General features: G+C 60.9%; 17 protein-coding genes and 4 tRNA genes. 6 read left to right on the top strand and 15 right to left on the bottom strand.

Going from position 1 to position 20,810, the window contains the following annotated elements; all coding sequences use genetic code 11:
• Window positions 1-10 precede the first annotated feature (10 nt).
• Window positions 11-1,429 carry a 3-isopropylmalate dehydratase large subunit gene (leuC, locus tag BT199_RS02320; protein WP_054922598.1) on the bottom strand — a complete coding sequence of 473 codons (1,419 nt, stop codon included), beginning with the start codon at window positions 1,427-1,429 and terminating at the stop codon, window positions 11-13.
• 140 nt (window positions 1,430-1,569) lie between these two features.
• Between leuC and BT199_RS02315 the strand changes: the two genes are divergently transcribed.
• Window positions 1,570-2,460 (top strand): LysR family transcriptional regulator, encoded by an 891-nt coding sequence (locus BT199_RS02315; protein ID WP_038450884.1) that lies wholly within the window; start codon window positions 1,570-1,572, stop codon window positions 2,458-2,460.
• 66 nt (window positions 2,461-2,526) lie between these two features.
• Window positions 2,527-5,805 carry an EAL domain-containing protein gene (locus BT199_RS02310; protein ID WP_014719163.1) on the top strand — a complete coding sequence of 1,093 codons (3,279 nt, stop codon included), beginning with the start codon at window positions 2,527-2,529 and terminating at the stop codon, window positions 5,803-5,805.
• A 9-nt stretch (window positions 5,806-5,814) separates the two neighbouring features.
• On the opposite strand, the gene BT199_RS02305 is transcribed toward BT199_RS02310, so the two are convergent.
• The 10 genes from BT199_RS02305 to uvrB all read right to left on the bottom strand — a co-directional run bounded on the left by BT199_RS02305 (window position 5,815) and on the right by uvrB (window position 13,218).
• Window positions 5,815-6,774, bottom strand: a complete 960-nt coding sequence (locus tag BT199_RS02305; protein WP_014719164.1) for a tRNA dihydrouridine synthase — start codon at window positions 6,772-6,774, stop codon at window positions 5,815-5,817.
• A gap of 55 nt (window positions 6,775-6,829) precedes the next feature.
• Window positions 6,830-7,264 carry an acyl-CoA thioesterase gene (locus tag BT199_RS02300; protein WP_020300953.1) on the bottom strand — a complete coding sequence of 145 codons (435 nt, stop codon included), beginning with the start codon at window positions 7,262-7,264 and terminating at the stop codon, window positions 6,830-6,832.
• Between the two features lie 38 nt (window positions 7,265-7,302).
• Entirely contained in the window at window positions 7,303-8,136 is an 834-nt protein-coding gene (locus tag BT199_RS02295; RefSeq protein ID WP_019820855.1) for an alpha/beta hydrolase, read from the bottom strand.
• 15 nt (window positions 8,137-8,151) lie between these two features.
• A complete protein-coding gene (locus BT199_RS02290; RefSeq protein ID WP_014719166.1) occupies window positions 8,152-8,691 on the bottom strand; it encodes a TetR/AcrR family transcriptional regulator in 540 nt (179 codons plus the stop codon).
• Window positions 8,692-8,875: 184 nt separating this feature from the next.
• Window positions 8,876-8,951 (bottom strand) — tRNA-Glu (locus BT199_RS02285).
• A gap of 81 nt (window positions 8,952-9,032) precedes the next feature.
• Window positions 9,033-9,108, bottom strand: a tRNA-Ala gene (locus BT199_RS02280).
• A gap of 50 nt (window positions 9,109-9,158) precedes the next feature.
• Window positions 9,159-9,234, bottom strand: a tRNA-Glu gene (locus BT199_RS02275).
• A 79-nt stretch (window positions 9,235-9,313) separates the two neighbouring features.
• A tRNA-Ala gene (locus tag BT199_RS02270) sits at window positions 9,314-9,389 on the bottom strand.
• A 147-nt stretch (window positions 9,390-9,536) separates the two neighbouring features.
• Window positions 9,537-11,018, bottom strand: coding sequence for a glutamate--tRNA ligase (gene gltX, locus BT199_RS02265; protein ID WP_019820852.1), 1,482 nt, complete (start codon window positions 11,016-11,018; stop codon window positions 9,537-9,539).
• 184 nt (window positions 11,019-11,202) lie between these two features.
• Window positions 11,203-13,218, bottom strand: coding sequence for an excinuclease ABC subunit UvrB (gene uvrB / locus BT199_RS02260; protein ID WP_003192575.1), 2,016 nt, complete (start codon window positions 13,216-13,218; stop codon window positions 11,203-11,205).
• A 343-nt stretch (window positions 13,219-13,561) separates the two neighbouring features.
• On the opposite strand from uvrB, the gene BT199_RS02255 reads away from it, so the two are divergent.
• Both BT199_RS02255 and BT199_RS02250 read left to right on the top strand, forming a co-directional pair.
• Complete coding sequence (locus BT199_RS02255) at window positions 13,562-14,758, top strand: amino acid aminotransferase (protein ID WP_032903807.1); 1,197 nt, start codon at window positions 13,562-13,564, stop codon at window positions 14,756-14,758.
• Between the two features lie 106 nt (window positions 14,759-14,864).
• Window positions 14,865-15,074: a hypothetical protein gene (locus tag BT199_RS02250; protein ID WP_005789784.1), complete on the top strand. Its 210-nt coding sequence runs from the start codon at window positions 14,865-14,867 to the stop codon at window positions 15,072-15,074.
• Window positions 15,075-15,180: 106 nt separating this feature from the next.
• Here BT199_RS02250 and BT199_RS02245 read toward each other — a convergent pair whose 3' ends face one another.
• The gene (locus BT199_RS02245) at window positions 15,181-16,053 is read right to left on the bottom strand and encodes a putrescine utilization regulator PtrR (RefSeq protein ID WP_019820847.1); all 873 of its coding nucleotides are present in this window, start codon (window positions 16,051-16,053) and stop codon (window positions 15,181-15,183) included.
• Between the two features lie 256 nt (window positions 16,054-16,309).
• Here BT199_RS02245 and BT199_RS02240 point away from each other — a divergent pair, with 256 nt between their 5' ends.
• Window positions 16,310-17,704, top strand: coding sequence for an aldehyde dehydrogenase family protein (locus BT199_RS02240; protein WP_072433782.1), 1,395 nt, complete (start codon window positions 16,310-16,312; stop codon window positions 17,702-17,704).
• Window positions 17,705-17,715: 11 nt separating this feature from the next.
• On the opposite strand, the gene BT199_RS02235 is transcribed toward BT199_RS02240, so the two are convergent.
• Window positions 17,716-18,117: a winged helix-turn-helix transcriptional regulator gene (locus tag BT199_RS02235; RefSeq protein WP_038450891.1), complete on the bottom strand. Its 402-nt coding sequence runs from the start codon at window positions 18,115-18,117 to the stop codon at window positions 17,716-17,718.
• Window positions 18,118-18,216: 99 nt separating this feature from the next.
• On the opposite strand from BT199_RS02235, the gene BT199_RS02230 reads away from it, so the two are divergent.
• Entirely contained in the window at window positions 18,217-19,338 is a 1,122-nt protein-coding gene (locus tag BT199_RS02230; protein ID WP_072433781.1) for an NADH:flavin oxidoreductase, read from the top strand.
• A 14-nt stretch (window positions 19,339-19,352) separates the two neighbouring features.
• Here BT199_RS02230 and BT199_RS02225 read toward each other — a convergent pair whose 3' ends face one another.
• Together BT199_RS02225 and BT199_RS02220 are read right to left on the bottom strand one after the other, a co-directional pair.
• Window positions 19,353-19,658, bottom strand: coding sequence for a protealysin inhibitor emfourin (locus BT199_RS02225; protein WP_072433780.1), 306 nt, complete (start codon window positions 19,656-19,658; stop codon window positions 19,353-19,355).
• A gap of 29 nt (window positions 19,659-19,687) precedes the next feature.
• Window positions 19,688-20,749 (bottom strand): M4 family metallopeptidase, encoded by a 1,062-nt coding sequence (locus BT199_RS02220; protein WP_072433779.1) that lies wholly within the window; start codon window positions 20,747-20,749, stop codon window positions 19,688-19,690.
• Window positions 20,750-20,810: the final 61 nt, after the last annotated feature.

The following is a 20,810-nucleotide window of genomic DNA, read 5'->3' as shown; positions in this document are numbered from 1 at the left end:
CGGGTTTTCCTCAGATCAATTCGCGAACGTCGATGAAACGACCGTTGACGGCAGCAGCGGCGGCCATGGCCGGGCTCACCAGGTGGGTACGCCCACCCGCGCCCTGACGCCCTTCGAAGTTACGGTTGGAGGTCGATGCGCAATGCTCGCCCGACTCCAGGCGGTCCGGGTTCATCGCCAGGCACATCGAGCAGCCCGGCTCCCGCCATTCAAAACCGGCTTCGAGGAAGATCTTGTCCAGCCCTTCGGCTTCCGCCTGGGCTTTAACCAGCCCGGAACCTGGCACCACAATGGCTTGCTTGATAGTCGAGGCCACCTTGCGGCCCTTGGCGATCACCGCCGCGGCGCGCAGGTCTTCGATCCGCGAGTTGGTGCAGGAGCCGATAAATACACGGTCCAACTGGATATCAGTGATCGCCTGATTGGCGGTCAACCCCATGTATTTCAAGGCGCGCTCGATGGAGCCGCGCTTGACCAGGTCGGCCTCTTTGGCCGGGTCCGGCACGTTCTGGTCAACGGCCAAGACCATTTCCGGCGAAGTGCCCCAGCTGACTTGCGGCTTGATCTGCGCAGCGTCGAGTTCGACCACGGTGTCGAACACCGCATCGGCGTCGGAGACCAGGTCTTTCCAGGCTTCGACGGCGGCGTCCCAATCGGCGCCTTGCGGCGCGAAGGGGCGACCTTTGACGTATTCGACGGTTTTTTCGTCCGCCGCCACCATACCCACGCGGGCACCGGCTTCGATGGACATGTTGCAGATGGTCATGCGGCCTTCAATGGACAGCTCGCGGATAGCACTGCCGGCGAACTCGATGGCATGGCCGTTACCGCCCGCGGTGCCGATCTTGCCGATCACAGCCAGTACGATGTCCTTGGCGGTCACGCCAAACGGCAATTGGCCTTCGACGCGTACCAGCATGTTCTTCATTTTCTTGGCCACCAGGCACTGGGTGGCAAACACGTGCTCCACCTCGGAAGTACCGATGCCGTGGGCCAGGGCGCCGAACGCACCATGGGTGGAGGTATGGGAGTCACCGCAGACCACGGTCATGCCCGGCAAGGTTGCGCCCTGCTCCGGGCCGATGACGTGGACGATGCCTTGGCGCACGTCGTTCATCTTGAATTCGGTGATGCCGTATTCGTCGCAATAGTCGTCAAGGGTCTGCACCTGCAAGCGCGAGACCTGGTCGGCAATGGCTTCGATGCCGCCTTTGCGCTCAGGAGTCGTCGGCACGTTGTGGTCCGGCGTGGCGATGATGGAGTCGACGCGCCAAGGCTTGCGCCCGGCCAGTCGCAGGCCTTCGAACGCTTGGGGCGAGGTCACTTCATGGATGATGTGACGGTCGATATAGATCAGCGACGATCCATCATCGCGACGTTTCACTTCATGGGAATCCCAAAGCTTGTCGTAAAGCGTTTTGCCGGCCATCAGTCGGTCCTCATCAGCGGTGCTTCTATACGCCGGGCTTTTCAATAACCCTTTGGCTTGTGAGGCTGATGGTATGGCGCTACATTAAATAACTCAAATTCATATTTTTTATGCTTTGGATTACCAACTGGAATAGCACCATGGACCTGGCAAACCTCAACGCCTTTATCGCCATCGCCGAGACCGGCAGCTTCTCCGGCGCCGGCGAACGCCTGCACCTGACACAGCCGGCCATCAGCAAGCGCATCGCCGGTCTGGAACAACAATTGAAGGTACGGCTGTTCGACCGCCTGGGCCGCGAAGTCGGCCTGACCGAAGCCGGGCGGGCCTTGCTGCCCCGCGCCTATCAAATCCTCAACGTGCTGGACGACACCCGCCGGGCCCTGACTAACCTCACCGGCGAAGTCAGCGGCCGCCTCACCCTGGCCACCAGCCACCATATCGGCCTGCACCGCCTGCCACCGATTCTGCGCACCTTCACCCGGCAATACCCGAATGTGGCGCTGGATATTCAGTTTCTGGATTCAGAAGTGGCCTACGAAGAAATCCTCCACGGCCGTGCGGAAGTCGCAGTGATCACCCTGGCGCCAGAGCCCCACAACCTGGTACGCGCCACCCGGGTGTGGGACGACCCGCTGGATTTTGTGGTGGCGCCGGAACACAGCCTGATCAGCAACGGTTCCGTCAGCCTGGCGGATATAGCCGGGCATCCGGCGGTGTTTCCCGGAGGCAATACCTTTACCCACCATATTGTCAGCCGCCTGTTCGAGGCGCAGGGCCTGATGCCCAATATCGCGATGAGTACTAACTACCTGGAAACCATCAAGATGATGGTCTCCATCGGTCTGGCCTGGAGTGTGTTACCACGCACCATGCTCGACGATCAGGTGGCAAGTATCGCTTTGCCGGGCATACAGCTCAGTCGCCAGCTAGGCTATATCGTGCACACCGAAAGGACGCTGTCGAACGCTGCGCGGGCTTTCATGAGCCTGTTGGATGCACAGGTCGATCTGCCAGGGTTACCGGCATGACACCGTGCGGGCCAAGGGTTTGGGTCAAACCGCGCGGTTTTCTCAATGAGCCAAGGCCCTTTGATAATGCGCAACCCCCTTGACCCGATTCCACCCCTGCCCCGCATCTACGCCCTGGACCCTCAAGCGGCGGAACAAAGCTGGGACAGTGCCCCGCAGCTGCTGGCGGCCCTCAATGCCGCGCGGCTGGGTGCCTGGTGCTGGGAAATCGACACAGGAAGAATCAGTTGGTCACGGGGCACCCAGGCGCTATTCGGCTTTGACCCGCGCCAGCCTCTGCCCAAGGACCTGGACTACCTCGACCTGCTGGCCCCGCAAGACAGCGCGCGGGTGGTGCGCGGCTTTCATGCGGTGCTCGCCGGAGAGCCTTTCGACCGCGCCATGCACCACCGTATCCAATGGCCCGATGGCAGCCTGCACTGGCTGGAAATCAGCGGCAACCTGGCCCCCGACAAAGCCGGACGGCGACGCATGATCGGGGTGATCCGCGAGATCACCCACCAACGCGACCGTGAACACGCCCTCAGCCATTCGGAAAAGCGCTTCGCCACACTCTTCCACCTGTGCCCGAACATGGTGCTGCTGACGCGCCAGGCCGACGGCTTGATCAGCGAAGCCAACCAGTATTTCGAGATGCTGTTCGGCTGGCCAGTGGCCGATGCCATCGGCCGCACCACCCTGGAACTGGGCCTGTGGCGCCATCCGGAACAGCGGGCGCTGCTGGTCAAGGCCACCCAGCGCAAAGGCGAACCCATCACCATGGAAGTGCAGTTCTGCGCCAGCAACGGCCAGATCCATGACGGCACCCTCAGCGCACAAAAGGTCGAACTGGACGGCGAGGCGTACCTGATCAGCACGTTCCTGGACACCACCGAACGTAAAAACGCCGAGCAAGCACTCAAGGATAGCCAGGAGCGCCTGGACCTGGCTCTGGATTCCGCGCAACTGGGCACCTGGGATTGGCACATCCCCAGTGGCATGCTCTACGGCTCGGCGCGTGCCGCCCAGTTGCACGGGCTGGAACCCGCGCCGTTCCATGAATCCTTCGATGCGTTTTTTGAGGGCATGTCCGATGAAGACCGCGAGGGTATGCGCCATGCGTACCGCAGTCTGCGCGAAGGCCCGGACGGCAACTATCAGTTGACCTACCGCGTGCAAATGGAAGACGGCAGCCCGCGTTACCTGGAGAGTCGCGCACGCCTGTATCGCGATGAGTCAGGCAAGCCCCTGCGCATGGCCGGCACCTTGCTGGATATCACCGACCAGGTCGAGCGCGAGCAGCGGCTGACCGCCTCGGAGGAAAAGTTCGCCAGTCTGTTCCAGGCCAGCCCCGACCCGATCTGCGTCACCTGCCTGGACAGCGGCGCGTTCATCGAGATCAACCCGGCGTTTACCCAGACGTTTGGCTTTACAGCCGCCGAAGTACTCGACAAAAGCGCCGAACAAATCGGCCTGTGGGACGACTCCAGCAAGCGCCTGCAACGCATCGAGCAGGTGATTCGCGAGCAGGCCCTGAGCAATGTGGCCATCGTGGTGCATCACAAGGACGGCCAAAGCCTGACTTGCATGATTTCCAGCCGTTTAATCAAGGTCAGCGACCAGCCGTGCATCGTCACCACGCTGCGCGATATTACCCAACAGCAACGCTCGGAAGCCGCACTCAAGGCCAGCGAAGAGAAGTTCGCCAAGGCGTTCCACTCCAGCCCCGATGCGATTTCCATCACCGAGCGCGACACCGGCCGCTATGTGGAGGTCAACGATGGCTTTTGCCGCCTGACCGGTTACCGCACCGAAGAGGCCATCGGCCTGACCCTGTACCAGATCGGCATCTGGGCCGACGAAAACCAACGCGCCGCACTGTTGGCCGAGTTGCAGATCAAGGGGCGCATTCACCACCTGGAAATGCTCTGGCGCAACAAGCGTGGCGAGGTACTGGCGGTGGAGGTCTCGGTGGAGCCGATCACCTTGAATGAAACCCCCTGCCTGCTGCTGACCGCACGGGATGTGAGCCTATTGAAGAACGCCCAGGCACAAATCCGGCACCTGGCCTATCACGACCCGCTGACCAACCTGCCGAACCGCGCACTGCTGATGGACCGCCTGAGCCAGCAGATCGCCCTGCTCAAGCGCCACAACCTGCGCGGCGCCCTGCTGTTTCTGGACTTGGACCACTTCAAGCACATCAACGACTCCCTCGGCCACCCCGTTGGCGATACCGTGTTGAAAATCGTCACCGCGCGCCTGGAAGCCAGCGTGCGCATGGAGGACACCGTGGCGCGCTTGGGCGGCGATGAGTTTGTGGTATTGCTCAGCGGCCTGGAGGGCACCCGCCAGACGGTCAGCAGCCAAGTGCAAGCGCTGGCCGATACCCTGCGCGAATTGCTCTCGGAGCCGATGTTTCTCGACGGTCATCGGCTGCAAGTCACACCCAGCATCGGCGTGGCACTGATCCCCGACCACGGCACCACACCCGCCGATTTGCTCAAGCGCGCCGACATCGCCCTGTACCGCGCCAAGGACTCCGGGCGCAACACCACGCAGATGTTCCACAACAGCATGCAAAGAACCGCTAGCGAACGCCTGCGCATGGAGACTGACTTGCGCCTGGCCTTGTCACGCGGCGAATTCAGCGTGCATTACCAGCCCCAGGTGGATGCGCGCGGCAACCGGATAGTCGGCGCCGAGGCCCTGGTGCGCTGGCAGCACCCACAATTGGGCGCGCAGTCACCGGCGGAATTTATCAAGGTATTGGAAGACAGCGGCCTGATCCTGGAGGTCGGCACCTGGATTCTCGATGAAGCCTGCGGCGCCTTTGCCCAGTTGATTGCCGATGGCCTGGTAGACCCGCTCAATTTCAGCCTGTGCGTGAATATCAGCCCCCGGCAGTTTCGCCAGAACGACTTTGTGGAACGGGTGGAGCACAGCCTCAAGCAACACGGCCTGCCGTTCAGCCTGCTGAAACTGGAAATCACCGAAGGCATCGTGATCCAGAACCTGGACGATACCGTGGTGAAGATGCGTCGCCTGAAAAAACTCGGCGTGAGCTTTGCAATGGATGATTTCGGCACCGGCTACTCATCCTTGACCTACCTCAAGCGCTTGCCGGTGGATGCGCTGAAGATCGATCAGTCGTTCGTGCGCGATGCGACCCACGACCCCAATGATGCAGAAATCATCCGCGCCATTGTGGCCATGGCGCGCAGCCTAAACCTGGAAGTCATCGCCGAGGGGGTGGAGACCCTGGAGCAACTGGCGTTCCTGCAAAAGCTCGGCTGCCATTTATTCCAGGGCTATTTGCACAGCCGACCGTTGCCGATCGAGGGGTTCAGGCAACTGCTGGAGTAAGGCTGCCGGTTAAACGGCTGTTGGATGCGGCATACCCAGCAGGCGGCTGACTTGGTTCAAGTCCGTCTCGCGGCGTAGGGCCGTGAACAACTCCACCGCTTGCGGGTAGTTGCGCGTGAGCATCGCCAGCCACTGTTTCAAGCGGCCGGGCGCCTGCTTCTCCGTCAGTTGCGCCACCGACTGACGCCAGAACTCCTGAAGCATCGGCTGCATCTGCGCCCAGGTCATCTCGACCACCTCTTCGCCGGCCTTGGCCGCCACAATCTGCCGCGCCAGATCGGGCCGCGCCACCAGGCCCCGGCCCAGCATGATGTCTTCGGCGCCGCTGATTTCGCGGCAGCGCTTCCAGTCTTCGACGCTCCAGATATCGCCATTGGCAAACACCGGCACCTTGACCACGTCCTGCACCCGCGGGATCCACTCCCAATGAGCCGGCGGCTTGTAGCCATCGGCCTTGGTGCGTGCATGCACCACGATATGCGCAGCGCCGCCCTCGGCCAGGGCTGTGGCGCACACCAGCGCGCCATCCGGGCTGTCGAAGCCCAGGCGCATCTTGGCGGTCACGGGAATATGGGCGGGTACGGCGCGGCGCACGTGCTCGACGATCTGGTTGAGCAGCTCCGGCTCCTTGAGCAGCACCGCGCCACCTCGGGATTTATTCACGGTCTTGGCCGGACACCCGAAGTTCAGGTCGATCACTTCAGAGCCCAATTCACAGGCCAGGGCGGCATTTTCCGCCAGGCACACTGGGTCGGAACCGAGCAACTGCACCCGCAACGGCACACCCGCCGCCGTGTGGGCACCGTGCAGCAGTTCAGGCGCGAGCTTGTGGAAATAGGCAGGCGTGAGCAGGCGGTCGTTGACCCGGATGAACTCGGTCACGCACCAGTCGATACCGCCCACATGGGTCAACACGTCCCGCAGGATGTTGTCGACCAACCCCTCCATGGGCGCCAAAGCAATTTGCATGGAAAACACTCAACAAAAATCGTGGCGCAGTTTACTGGGTTTCCCGCGGCAACCGTTAACCCCCTGTCAGGGCGGGGCCGTAACCTTCAATAAACTCGGCGGGCATGCGCTTGGGCTTGCCGCTGGACAACTCAATACATACGAAGGTTGTTTGCGCGCGCAGCAGGGTCGCGCCGTCACGGGGGCGTACCAGTTGGAAACGGCGGGTCATCTTCAGGCGCTGGTCCCAGTCGACGATCCAGGTGGCCAGTTGTAACTCATCGCCCTCATAGCCTGCCGCCAGGTAGTCGATCTCATGGCGTACCACGGCCATGGCGCGGTCGAGGCGGCGGTATTCGGTGAGGTCCAGCCCCAGGCGCTGGGAATGGCGCCAGGCACAACGCTCCAGCCATGAGACGTACACCGCATTATTGGCGTGCCCCAGGCCGTCGATGTCCTCAGCCGCAACCTGCAGATCGATGATGAACGGCGTTGCCAAATCCCAGCCCATGCCTTGCTCCAGTCGATTGATGTCGGCGGGGCAGTGTATCAGGCGATCTGGCGCTCCTGTAGACGGCAGCCGGCCAATAGGGCGAGCACAGCATCGATGACCTGCGGGTCGGCGAGCACTTTCTGGTGGCCGCCCTGCTCCAGGCGCAGCAGGCGGCTGTCGAACCAGGCTTCGTGAATGGCTTGAGCCGCCCTGACCGGAACAAAGGTGTCGTCTTCGGCGTGGACGATCAGGCCGGGAATGTTCAGTTGGTAGTGGGCCACGTCCAAATGCTTGAGCGCCATGCCCATGCTCAACTCCACCTCTTGGATAAAGGCTGAGCGCGCCCGTGGCGGCAAGCCGACCATGCGGGTGAACCCGCGTAGCACATCCAGAAAGCGCGACGGTGCGGCAATGCTGACCAATGCCTGCGTACGCAACCCCAACTGCACCGCCAACATCGCACTGGCGCCGCCCATGGAATGGCCGACCACCGCATACAGCGGCGGCAGCTCGGCCGCCGCCTCAAGCATGGCGCGGGCAAACAGCAGTACATGGGCTTCACGCCCTGGCGAACGGCCGTGAGCGGGACCGTCCAGGGCAATTACCGAATAGCCGTTGTCGACCAACGCCGTGATCAAGCTAGCGAACTGGGTGGGCCGGCCTTCCCAGCCATGCATCAGCAGCACCGCCGGGCCATGCCCCCATCGCAACGCCGACAGGCCGAAACGCAGGGTGATGCGCTCCGACTGGGCCAACAGCGGCAACTCCCAGTCACGCGGCGGCAGATCGCGCGGGGTCATGAAGGTGCGACGCATCTTGCTGGCGACCGCATGCGGCGCAAGGCGCCCCACCGTGCCATTGAAACCACGAACCCAGGTCAATGCGCCCATCTCGCGTCCCCTTTTTCAGCGTACCGCCGACTTGGCCGCACGTATCACCCGATCCGATAACTCGCCCGGCCCCAGCGCCCGCGCCAGGGTCAGCCCCCCGACCATCAAGGCCATGTCCGCCAGGGCTTTGTCGATCTCTTCAGGGCTGCCGGCCAGTTGCGCAGCCATCAACTCGACGTGCTCGTTCAAGACCTCGCGAAAAGCGTCCGGCAAGCGCCCCATCTCCCCCACCGTCGCGGGCAACGGGCAGGCCTGGGTCGTGGAGTCGCGGTGCTTGCGTGACAGATAAAACGCGGCGACCAACGTGCGGCGCTCTTCGCCGGTCAGCTGGTCATCCAAGTCATCGATGGAGGCGCGGCGCTGCGCCAACAACTGGTTGAACGCTTCCAGCATCAGTGCGTCTTTGCTTTCAAAGTGCGCGTAGAAGCCTCCTACCGTCAGCCCAGCCGCCCCCATCACTTCGCCCACACTGGGCTCAGCCGGGCCACGCTGGATCAACGCCGCGCTGGCAGCCTGCAAAATACGTTCGCGGGTTTGCGCTTTTTTATCGCTCATCGTAGCCTCCGTCTCTCATGGGCTTAATATTATTACCATAATAATATTTGGCAAGCGACAAGCACGACCGCCGGTCAGAACAGAAAAATGGTTAATAAAGGAGGGAATTGGCCAAACGCCAGACAAACAAAAGGGCCATTCAATAATTGAATGACCCTTAAAAATCCCGCAGAGCGGGTAATCGTGGCGTCCCCTAGGGGACTCGAACCCCTGTTACCGCCGTGAAAGGGCGGTGTCCTAGGCCACTAGACGAAGGGGACACAAACCTTCTATACAACTGATCAGCGCTGAGAACTGATCGATTCAAGGACGGTGTGGCCGGAACCTTGAACCTGTAAAATTGGTGGAGCTAAACGGGATCGAACCGTTGACCTCTTGCATGCCATGCAAGCGCTCTCCCAGCTGAGCTATAGCCCCGGATTTTTCGTCTCGCGACGCAGCAGACCTTTCGAGCTGCTTGTTGAAACTGGCGTCCCCTAGGGGACTCGAACCCCTGTTACCGCCGTGAAAGGGCGGTGTCCTAGGCCACTAGACGAAGGGGACAAAACCTTCTGTACATCTGATCAGAGCTGAGACCTGATCAATTCAAGGACGGTGTGGCCGGAACCTTGAACCTGGAAATTGGTGGAGCTAAACGGGATCGAACCGTTGACCTCTTGCATGCCATGCAAGCGCTCTCCCAGCTGAGCTATAGCCCCTCATCGGTGAGGACGGGGCGAATCTTAATGGCGGTTTGGGAACGTGTCAAATTTATTTTCAACAATTTCCAAAATTTTTTGCCGGGATAACAATCACTTACCGACGAAACCCCGAAAAACCGGGGTTTCGTGCCCTAAGCGGCCTGCTTAAGCGATAGCGCCCAGCAGCTTTTCCCATTCCTTGTTTTCTTTCTTCGATACACCCCCAAGCAAATCAAGGGCTTGGCGTAGACGGAAACGAGTCAAGTCCGGGCCGAGAATTTCCATCGCATCAAGCACCGACACCGAACTGGCCTGCCCGGTGATTGCGGCAAACATCAGCGGCATGGCATCGCGCAGTTTTAGCTCCAGGGATTCCACCACCGCCTGGATGGTCGCGGTGATCGCATCCTTCTCCCACTGACGCAGGCTTTCAAGCTTCCACAGAATCAACTGCATCAGCTGGCGCACCTGATCACCGGAAAGCTTCTTGGACTCGAACAGCTTGGGATCGGGATTCACGCCACCAGCAAAGAAGAAACTGGCCAAGGGTGCGACCTGGCTGAACGTCTCTACCCTGCCCTGCACCAACGGCGCAATTTTCATCATGTACTCGGGGTTCAATGCCCACTGCTGCACACGGGAGGCAAACTCCTCCACGGGCAAGTCACGCAGCCACTGACCATTGAGCCACGACAGCTTCTCGATATCGAAGATCGGCCCACCGAGGGAGACGCGGGACAGGTCGAAGTTGTCGACCATTTCCTGCAGCGAGAACTTCTCGCGCTCGTCCGGCATAGACCAGCCCATGCGACCCAGGTAGTTGAGCATCGCCTCAGGCATAAAGCCCATGCGCTCGTAGAACGTCACCGACGTCGGGTTCTTACGTTTGGACAGCTTGCTCTTGTCCGGGTTACGCAGCAGCGGCATGTAGCACAGCTGCGGTTGCTCCCAGCCGAAGTATTCGTACAGCAGGATCAGTTTCGGCGCCGATGGCAGCCACTCTTCGCCGCGCAGCACATGGGTGATGCCCATCAGATGGTCATCGACCACGTTGGCCAGGAAGTACGTCGGCAAGCCGTCGGTCTTCATCAGCACCTGCATGTCCATGCGGTCCCACGGGATTTCGACGTCACCGCGCAGCATGTCCGGCACCACGCATACGCCTTCGCTTGGCACTTTCATACGAATGACGTGAGGCTCACCGGCGGCCAGGCGCGCAGCCACTTCTTCCTTGGACAACAGCAGCGCACGGCCATCGTAGCGCGGAGTTTCGCCACGGGCCTGTTGCTCGGCGCGCATCTGGTCCAGTTCTTCGGCGGTGCAGAAGCACGGGAAGGCATGGCCCATATCGACCAGTTGCTGGGTGTACTGCTTGTAGATGTCGCTGCGCTCGCTCTGGCGATACGGGCCATGCGGGCCGCCGACATCCGGACCTTCAGCCCAGGTAATGCCCAACCAGCGCAGGGCATCGAAAATCTGCTGTTCGGACTCACGGGTGGAGCGCAGTTGATCGGTGTCTTCGATCCGCAGGATGAACTCACCGCCATGCTGCTTGGCAAAGCAGTAGTTGAACAGGGCGATGTAAGCAGTACCGACGTGGGGATCCCCAGTAGGCGATGGCGCAATGCGCGTGCGGACGGTGGTCATGGCAGGTCTCGAATGGGCGATATAACTGAAAATTGAAACAAGGGGCGAATGGTAACAGCCTGGGTGATTTCTGGAAAACCGAGGCGCGGCCATCGCAGGCAAGCCAGCCCCCACATTGACCGTGTTCACAGATCAATGTGGGAGCCGGGCTTGGCCGCGATGAGGCCAGCCCAATCTACGCAAATCAAACAGCCAACAGACGCTCACGCAACTTGCCAATCTCATCACGCGTCTGCGCCGCCGCTTCAAACTCCAGATCCCGCGCCAGCTGGTACATTTTTTCTTCCAACTGCCGAATCCGCTTGGTGATCTCACTCGGCGAGCGCAGTTCGTTCTCGTACTTGGCACTTTCCTCGGCAGCCTTGGCCATGCCCTTGCGCTTCTTGCTGCGCGAGCCTGGCACGGTGGCGCCTTCCATGATGTCGGCAACGTCCTTGAACACGCCCTTGGGGGTGATGCCGTGTTCCAGGTTGAACGCGATCTGCTTGTCGCGACGACGCTGGGTCTCGCCAATCGCACGCTCCATGGAACCGGTGATGCGGTCCGCATACAGGATCGCCCGCCCATTGAGGTTCCGCGCCGCTCGGCCGATGGTCTGGATCAGCGAGCGTTCGGAGCGCAGGAAGCCCTCCTTGTCCGCATCCAGGATCGCCACCAGCGACACTTCCGGCATGTCCAGGCCTTCGCGCAGCAGGTTGATCCCCACCAGCACATCAAAGGTGCCCAGGCGCAGGTCGCGGATGATTTCCACGCGTTCCACAGTGTCGATGTCCGAGTGCAGGTAACGCACGCGCACGCCGTGGTCGGCCAGGTAATCAGTCAAGTCTTCGGACATGCGCTTGGTCAGGGTGGTGACCAGCACCCGCTCTTCCAGGGCCACGCGCTTGTTGATTTCCGAGAGCAAGTCGTCGACCTGGGTCAGCGCGGGGCGGATTTCGATTTCCGGGTCCACCAAACCAGTCGGTCGCACCAACTGCTCGATCACGCGACCGGCATGTTCGGCTTCATAGTTGCCGGGCGTAGCGGAGACGAAGATGGTCTGCGGGCTGATGGCTTCCCACTCGTCAAAGCGCATCGGCCGGTTGTCCAGCGCCGACGGCAGGCGGAAACCGTATTCCACCAGGGTTTCTTTGCGCGAACGGTCGCCCTTATACATGGCGCCCACCTGCGGCACGCTGACGTGGGATTCGTCGATCACCAGCAAGGCGTCCGGCGGCAGGTAGTCATAGAGCGTCGGTGGCGGCGCCCCGGAGTCACGGCCCGACAGGTAACGCGAGTAGTTTTCGATGCCGTTGCAGTAACCCAGTTCCAGGATCATCTCCAGGTCGAAGCGAGTGCGCTGCTCCAGGCGCTGGGCTTCCACCAGCTTATTGTTGGAGCGCAAGTATTCCAGGCGCTCGGCCAGCTCGACCTTGATGCCCTCGATGGCGCCCATCAAGGTTTCGCGTGGGGTCACGTAATGGCTTTTGGGGTAGAAGGTGAAGCGTGGCAGCTTGCGGATCACTTCACCGGTCAACGGGTCGAAGGCTGACAGGCTTTCGACCTCATCATCGAACAGCTCGATGCGAATCGCTTCCAGGTCGGATTCCGCCGGGTAGATGTCGATCACATCGCCGCGCACCCGGAAGGTGGCGCGGGCAAAATCCATGTCGTTACGGGTGTACTGCAAGCTCGCCAGGCGCCGCAGCAATTCGCGCTGGTCGAGTTTGTCACCACGGTCGACGTGCAGCACCATCTTCAGATAGGTTTCCGGGCTGCCCAAGCCGTAGATGCACGACACCGTGGTGACGATGATCGCGTCTTTGCGCTCCAGCAGTGCCTTGGTGGCCGACAGGCGCATCTGCTCGATGTGGTCGTTGATCGACGCATCCTTCTCGATAAAGGTATCGGACGACGGCACATAGGCTTCGGGCTGGTAGTAGTCGTAGTAGGAAACGAAATACTCCACCGCGTTGTTCGGGAAGAACGCCTTGAACTCGCCATAGAGCTGCGCCGCCAGGGTTTTGTTCGGCGCCAGCACCAGGGTCGGGCGGTTGGTCTGGGCGATCACGTTGGCGATGCTGAAGGTCTTGCCGGACCCGGTCACCCCAAGCAGCGTCTGGTGCGCCAGGCCGGCTTCAATGCCTTCGACCATCTGACGAATGGCTTCCGGTTGATCGCCGGCGGGTTCAAAACGGGTAACGAGCTGGAAATCCGACATAACGTACCTCGTGAAGTCACCCCAGACTCGACACCGCCAGGGACGAAATAGCTCAGCAACCCGCGAATAATCATCGCAGGTTGCAGGAAAAAACCATGATAGCTGTAGAAGTGGTGTCAAATGTGACGGGTTTCAAGGCCGTCGTCCTACACGACCTTGCTCGCCAATGTTGCAATAAGACTAACGGTCAGCAAATAAACCGAAAAACATGGCCGAAAAGCCGTTTCCGTTGTCGCTCTCAGCCGTGATGGCCTCTATACTAGCTCCCCGTTTGTGCACCGCTCTAGTGCATTCGGCTGGAGCGCGACACGTCCCTCCTACCCCCCATAGAGCTGCCGCAAAAATGAGCCTGTTCTCCGCTGTCGAAATGGCACCACGCGATCCAATCCTGGGCCTCAACGAAGCATTCAACGCCGACACACGAACCACCAAGGTGAACCTTGGCGTGGGCGTTTACTGCAACGAGGAGGGGAAGATTCCACTCTTGCGTGCCGTTGCCGAAGCGGAAGCCATTCGTGTGGCGCAACATGCCGCCCGTGGCTACTTGCCAATCGACGGCATCGTGGCGTACGACCAGGCCGTGCAAAAGCTGCTGTTTGGCGCTGAGTCGCCGCTGTTGAGCGCCGGCCGTGTGATTACCGCCCAGGCCGTGGGCGGCACAGGCGCGCTGAAAATCGGCGCCGACTTCCTCAAGCAATTGCTGCCCAACGCCGTCGTCGCCATCAGCGACCCAAGCTGGGAAAACCACCAGGCGCTGTTTGAAAAAGCCGGTTTCCCGGTGCAGGCCTACCGCTACTACGACGCCGCCACCCACGACGTGAACCGTGCCGGCCTGCTCGAAGACCTCAACGCCCTGCCGCCACAGTCCATCGTGGTGCTGCACGCCTGCTGCCATAACCCGACCGGCGTCGACCTCAGCCCGGCCGACTGGCAAAACGTGCTGGACGTGGTCAAGGCGAAAAACCTGGTGCCGTTCCTCGACATGGCCTACCAGGGCTTTGGCGACGGCATCCACGAAGACGCCGCTGCGGTGCGCTTGTTCGCGGAATCAGGCTTGACCTTCTTTGTGTCCAGCTCGTTCTCCAAGTCGTTCTCCTTGTATGGCGAACGCGTAGGCGCGCTGTCGATCGTCAGCGAGTCCAAGGAAGAAAGCGCGCGCATCCTGTCCCAGGTCAAGCGTGTGATCCGCACCAACTACTCCAACCCGCCCACCCACGGCGCAGCCATCGTTGCCGCAGTGTTGAACAACCCTGAGCTGCGCGCCCAGTGGGAAGCCGAGCTGGCCGAGATGCGCCTGCGCATCCGCGGTATGCGCGAGCAGATGGTCGCCGAACTGGCCAAGGCCGCGCCAGGTCACGACTTCAGCTTCGTCGGTCGCCAGCGCGGGATGTTCTCCTACTCCGGTTTGAGCGTTGAGCAAGTCACCCGTCTGCGCAGCGAGTTTGGTATCTACGCACTGGATACCGGCCGTATCTGCGTAGCGGCGCTGAACCAATCGAACATTGGTGCCGTGACCAAGGCGATTGTCGAGGTGCTGTAAGCAAGCCGGCAAACGTAAGACGAAGGGGGAAGCCACTGGCTTCCCCCTTTTTATTGGCGAACACACTAGACTGAACGCCGACTGCCTCTTTGCTGCGAGAACCCTAATGAGAAACGATGACCTGGACCTGCGCGCCGACCGCGACGAACTGCACGACTACGCCCCACGCGCACCGCAAGCCAAGCGCCAGAAGAGCCTGGTGTTGCAGGTTGCGCTGGGAGTATTCCTCGGTGGGTTGGCGTTATGGCTGGTACAACTGGGCGCGACGGCAATCATGGCCAAACTGGCCATGGGCACCCTGCAGTTCGGCGGCTGATGTACGATACCTGTGGGAGCTGGCTTGCCTGCGATAGAGGCGGTTCAGTTAAAGATTCATTAACTGACACACCGCTATCGCAGGCAAGCCAGCTTTCACATTTGATCTAGGATGCTGGCAGATTGCGTTCTTCCAGCAGTTTTACGAAGCTGTTCAAGCTTTGTGACACCGTGCCCCGCCGCCAGATCAGCCAGGTATTCAAGATACGAAATGTGTCGGGCAGCGGCCACACACTCACCGCCGCACACCCCGGCATACTCTCCAGCATGCTGCGTGGCATCAGCGCCAGCCCGGCCCCGGCGCTGACACAGGCCAACATGCCGTGGTACGACTCGATCTCGAAGATCCTGCCCGGCACCGCGCCATCCTGTGAGAACCAGCGTTCGAAGTGATGCCGGTAAGAGCAGTTGGAGCGAAACGTATAGATGTTCTCGCCATTCACATCCTGGCCGCGGGTGATCGGCGCGTGATGCAGTGGCGCAATCACCACCATCTCTTCCTCGAACACCGCCACACCCTCTAGCGTGGAATGCAGCACCGGCCCATCGACAAAGGCCGCCGTCAGCCGGCCCGACAGCACACCTTCGATCATGGTGCCCGAGGGGCCGGTGCTCAGGTCTAGCTCGACCTTGGTGTATTGCTGGTTATACGCCGCCAGTAACGCAGGTATACGCACGGCCGCCGTGCTCTCCAGCGAGCCCAGGGCAAAGGCGCCTTGGGGCTCCTCCCCCGCCACCGTCGCACGGGCTTCTTGCACAAGGTCGAGAATGCGCCGCGTATAGCCAAGGAAATTCCACCCGGCCGGCGACAGGCGCAGGCGGCTTTTCTCGCGGATAAACAACTCCACGCCCAGGTCCTGCTCCAGTTGTTTGATGCGCGTGGTGAGGTTCGATGGCACGCGATGAATCAACTGCGCGGCGGCGCTGATGCTGCCTTGCTCGGCAACGGCCTTGAAGATTTCCAGTTGCACCAGATCCAAATCATTCTCCAATCATGTACATGATCGTTCCCACGCTCTGCGTGGGAACGCTGCCTCGGACGCTCCGCGTCCGATCGTTGGCGCATAGGTCTTTGACGCGGAGCGTCATGGGATGCATTCCCACGCAGAGCGTGGGAACGATCTAATATCCAAATCATTCTCCATTCATGAACGTATTGCTTAATATTATTCAGTTTCCAGAAAATATACAGCCCCGTACGCTGGCCCCATTCCACTCATTCAGCCGGACGGTGCCATGAACAATGCTATCTCCCACCAGACCCACGCCCTGTCGATCAACCCCGCCAGCGGCGAAACAGTCGGCAGCTACCCCTATGAAAGCGCGGAACAGCTGAACGCCGCCCTCGCCCGCTCGACCGATGCCTTCCGCACCTGGCGCCGCACGCCTGTGAGCCAGCGCGCCGAATACCTGCTGGCCCTGGCTGCCGCCCTGCGTGAGCAAGCTGAAGACATGGCGCAAATGATCACCCTGGAAATGGGCAAACCCATCGCCCAGGCCCGTGCCGAAATCGAAAAGTGTGCGCAACTGAGCGAATGGTACGCCGCCCACGGCCCGGCCATGCTCGCCCCGGAGCCCACCCTGGTGGACAACGGCAGCGCCCGGATCGAATACCGCCCACTGGGCCCGATCCTCGCGGTAATGCCTTGGAACTTCCCGGTATGGCAAGTACTGCGCGGCGCGGTGCCGACCCTGCTTGCCGGCAACACCTACGTGCTCAAACATGCGCCCAACGTAATGGGCAGCGCCTACCTGATCCAGCAAGCGTTGCGCAAAGCCGGTTTTGCCGAAGGCGTGTTTGAAGTCATCAACGTAACCCAGGACGGCGTGTCCACCGCCATCGCCGACCCACGCATCGCCGCCGTGACGCTCACCGGCAGCGTGCGCGCCGGCATCGCCATCGGCTCACAGGCCGGGGCCGCGTTGAAGAAATGCGTGCTGGAACTAGGCGGCTCCGACCCCTTTATCGTGCTCAACGACGCTGACCTCGACGCCGCCGTACAAGCCGCCGTCATCGGCCGCTTCCAGAACAGCGGCCAAGTCTGCGCCGCCGCCAAGCGCTTGATCATCGAAGCGGGCGTGGTTGAAGCCTTCACCGCGAAATTCCTCGAAGCCAGCCGCGCCCTGGTAATGGGGGAACCCACCTCGACCGCCACCTATATCGGCCCCATGGCGCGTTTTGATCTGCGTGACGAACTGCACGGCCAGGTCCAGGCGACCCTGGAAGAAGGCGCCACGCTGCTGTTGGGTGGCCATAAAGTCGCGGGCGCGGGCAATTACTACGAACCGACCGTACTGGCCGACGTTACCGACCAAATGACGTCGTTCAAACAGGAACTGTTCGGCCCCGTGGCCTCGATCATCACCGCCCGCGACGCCGAGCACGCCGTGGCGCTGGCCAATGACAGCGAGTTTGGCCTGACCGCGAGCATCTTCACGGCTGATTCCGCAAAGGCGCGGGCGATTGCCGACCAGCTGGAAACCGGCGGGATATTCGTCAACGCGTTCAGCGTGTCGGACCCGCGGGTGGCGTTTGGCGGCGTGAAGAAAAGCGGGTTCGGCCGCGAGCTGTCGCACTTCGGTGTACGCGAGTTCTGCAACGCACAAACGGTGTGGCTGGACCGCAAGTAAAGCTGCAACGGCTAGGCGTCGTCGGTGCGCGCATCGAACGCCGCCTGCGCCTGCAGCACCGCTTCCGAATGGCTGAGCGTCCAGGCGTAAAGCGCCTTGAACGGCTCTTCCAGCGTCCCCCCCAGCGGCGTAATGCTGTACTCCACCGCCACCTGCGAAGACGCGATGACCCGGCGCGCCAGAATGCCACTGCGCTCAAGACGGCGCAGGCTCTGGGTCAGAGCTTTTTGCGTGATGCCGTCCAGGCGACGCCTGATTTCATTGAAGCGCAACGGTTTTTCGCACAAAGAGCCCAGTATCAGCACCGACCACTTGTCGGTGATCTGATCAAGCAATAATCGGCTGGAGCAATCGGCTTTGAATACCTTGGGCACGGTACCGTCTTGAGTCAGCGCCGGGTCATGATCGAGCATGTGGTTTCCTCTGGGATACCTGATAGCTTTAAAGTGCCTAATTGATATTAGGTATACACAATATACTATCAAGACTCATTTCAAATGGAGTCTCTGGCAATGAGTGTTACGAATCTGGATGCTTTGTTTCAGCCATTTGCGCTGAAATCCCTGGCCCTGAAAAATCGCATCGTCATGGCACCCATGACCCGTTCGTTTTCCCCCACCGGTGTACCAGAAGAAAACGTCGCCGCCTATTATCGCCGACGTGCCGAACACGACGTCGGGCTGATTCTCTCAGAAGGCACCGCCATTGATCGCCCCGGCGCACGTAACGACCCCGGCGTCCCGCTGTTCCATGGCGACCGGGCATTGGCGGGCTGGAAACAGGTCATCGACGGCGTGCATGCGGCAGGCGGCAAAATGGGGCCGCAAATCTGGCATGTCGGATCGGTGGGCAATCCCTTCAACGACTGGGCGCCCGAGACAGGTATCGAAGGCCCTTCCGGCCTCGCCGCACCCAGTACGCCACGCGGTGACGCGATGAGTGATGAAGCCATCGCCGATACGATTGCGGCTTACGCCAAGGCGGCTGCCGACTCCAAACGGTTAGGGTTTGATACCGTTGAAATACACGGTGCACACGGTTACTTACTCGATCAGTTCTTCTGGGAAGGCACCAATCAGCGTCCCGACCAGTTCAATGGCGCATCCATCAAGGAGCGCTCGCGTTTCGCCGCAGAGGTGGTCAAGGCGATACGTGCAGCAGTAGGCCCGGCGTTCCCCGTGATATTGCGGGTGAGCCAGTGGAAGCAGCAGGATTACAGCGCGCGCCTGGTGACCACGCCGGACGCCATGTCCGACTGGCTGGTGCCGTTGGTGGAAGCCGGTGTCGACATCCTGCATTGCTCGCAACGGCGCTTCTGGGAAGCAGAATTCCCCGAACTGGATGGCGAGCAGGGGCTGAACTTCGCGGGTTGGGCCAAGAAACTCACCGGCGCGGCGACCATCAGCGTGGGCTCGGTCGGCCTGTCCGGGGACTTTCTTGCCGCCTTCGGAGGCGAAAGCTCTCAACCCGCCAGCCTGGATAATCTAGTGCACAGGCTTGAACGCGAAGAATTTGACCTCATCGCCGTTGGCCGCGCATTACTGAGCGACCCACAGTGGGCCAGCAAAATTCGCACGGGAGAGACCTCCAGCCTGAAAGCCTTCAGCCCATCGGATCTTGCTGAGCTCATCTAGCCAATAGGCCCAAGTCAGCCCCGACTATGCCGTCGCACGCACTGCACCAACCCGTCCAGTGCCGGGGGATTCACCGGCGCGAGCACACAAACCGTGTGCTCACGCTTGCCCTCCGCCACTGTCAGGGTGTAATGCACCCGGCCTGGGTTGCCAGGCTCGGGATCGGTACTTTGTGGCAACTTGAAAAAATCCGACGCTTCAATCAGTTGCCGCAACTCCTGCTGATCAGGCTCGGGCAGCGCGTCCAACTCCACCGTGCGCGGCTTGGCCAACCCCGGAAAAAACGCCGGTCCGCCGCTTTCCTTGATTGAAATTCGCATGGTTTTTCCTCGCCGCTCAGGCGGCTTCGTTAAACGTTTATGCCCACCGCTTTCCAGCCTTCCTTGACTGCCTTTTGCTCAGCTTTGTTCACACCATAAAGCTGGCCGGCAATATCGTGCGTGATACGTGCAAAACGCAAAAACCCGGAATTGGGCCGCAACCGCGAATCGCGCAGTGCGTCATACCAGATACGCCCGGCACGCTCCCAGGCGAACCCGCCAATCCGGGTGGCCACCTGATAGAACGCGTGGTTGGGAATGCCAGAATTGATATGCACGCCACCATTGTCCTCGTAAGTGTGCACAAAATCATCCATGTGCCCAGGCTGCGGGTCTTTGCCCAGCAGCTTGTCATCAAACGCAGTGCCTGGCGCCTTCATCGAGCGCAGCGCCGTGCCCTTGATCTTTTTGGTAAACAGCCCCTTGCCGATCAACCAGTCGGCGTCCTCGGCCTTTTGCTTCAGCGCGTACTGCTTGATCAGCGAACCAAACACATCCGACAGCGACTCGTTCAGCGCACCGGATTGATTAAAATACATCAGCTTGGCTTCATCCTCGGTCACGCCATGGGCCAACTCATGGCCAATGACGTCGAGTGCCACGGTGAAGCGGTTGAACAGCTGCTGGTCGCCATCGCCGAACACCATCTGGGTCGAATTCCAGAACGCATTGTTATAGTCCTGGCCGAAGTGCACCGTGGCGTCCAGCGCCATGCCCGCATCGTCGATGGAGTTGCGGTCGAAGACCTGGTCGAAAAAGTCGAAGGTTGCGCCCAGGCCGTCATAGGCTTCGTCCACCGCGGCATCGCCACTGGCGGGCTGCCCTTCGCCGCGAATCAGCTTGCCGGGCAGGCTGTCGGTGTTTTCGGCGCTGTAGATCGAGCGTTGCTTCTCGGCGCCCACGGCCAGTGCCATGCGGGCCGGGCCCTTGGCGGGTACCGCGACCATGCGCAACGAGCGAAACGTGCTGTCCTTGGCACGCGTGCGTAGTGCAACTTCCCGTTGGGCTTTGTCACCGTGGCGGGCGATCTGGTCGAGCATGTACGGCGGGATCAGGCAAAAAATCGGGTTGCGCGGTTGGCGAACACACATGAGCTGGCTCCTTTTTGGCGTGTGATGAACGTCCGGGTAACGGTTTTCAGGATAGTCCTGA

Origin of the sequence: Pseudomonas sp. NFR02, from assembly GCF_900119375.1 — a bacterium.
GTDB classification, from domain to species: Bacteria; Pseudomonadota; Gammaproteobacteria; order Pseudomonadales; family Pseudomonadaceae; genus Aquipseudomonas; species Aquipseudomonas paracarnis.
Note: the sequence above shows the minus strand (reverse complement) of the source record. Positions and strands in the feature narration are given on the sequence as shown.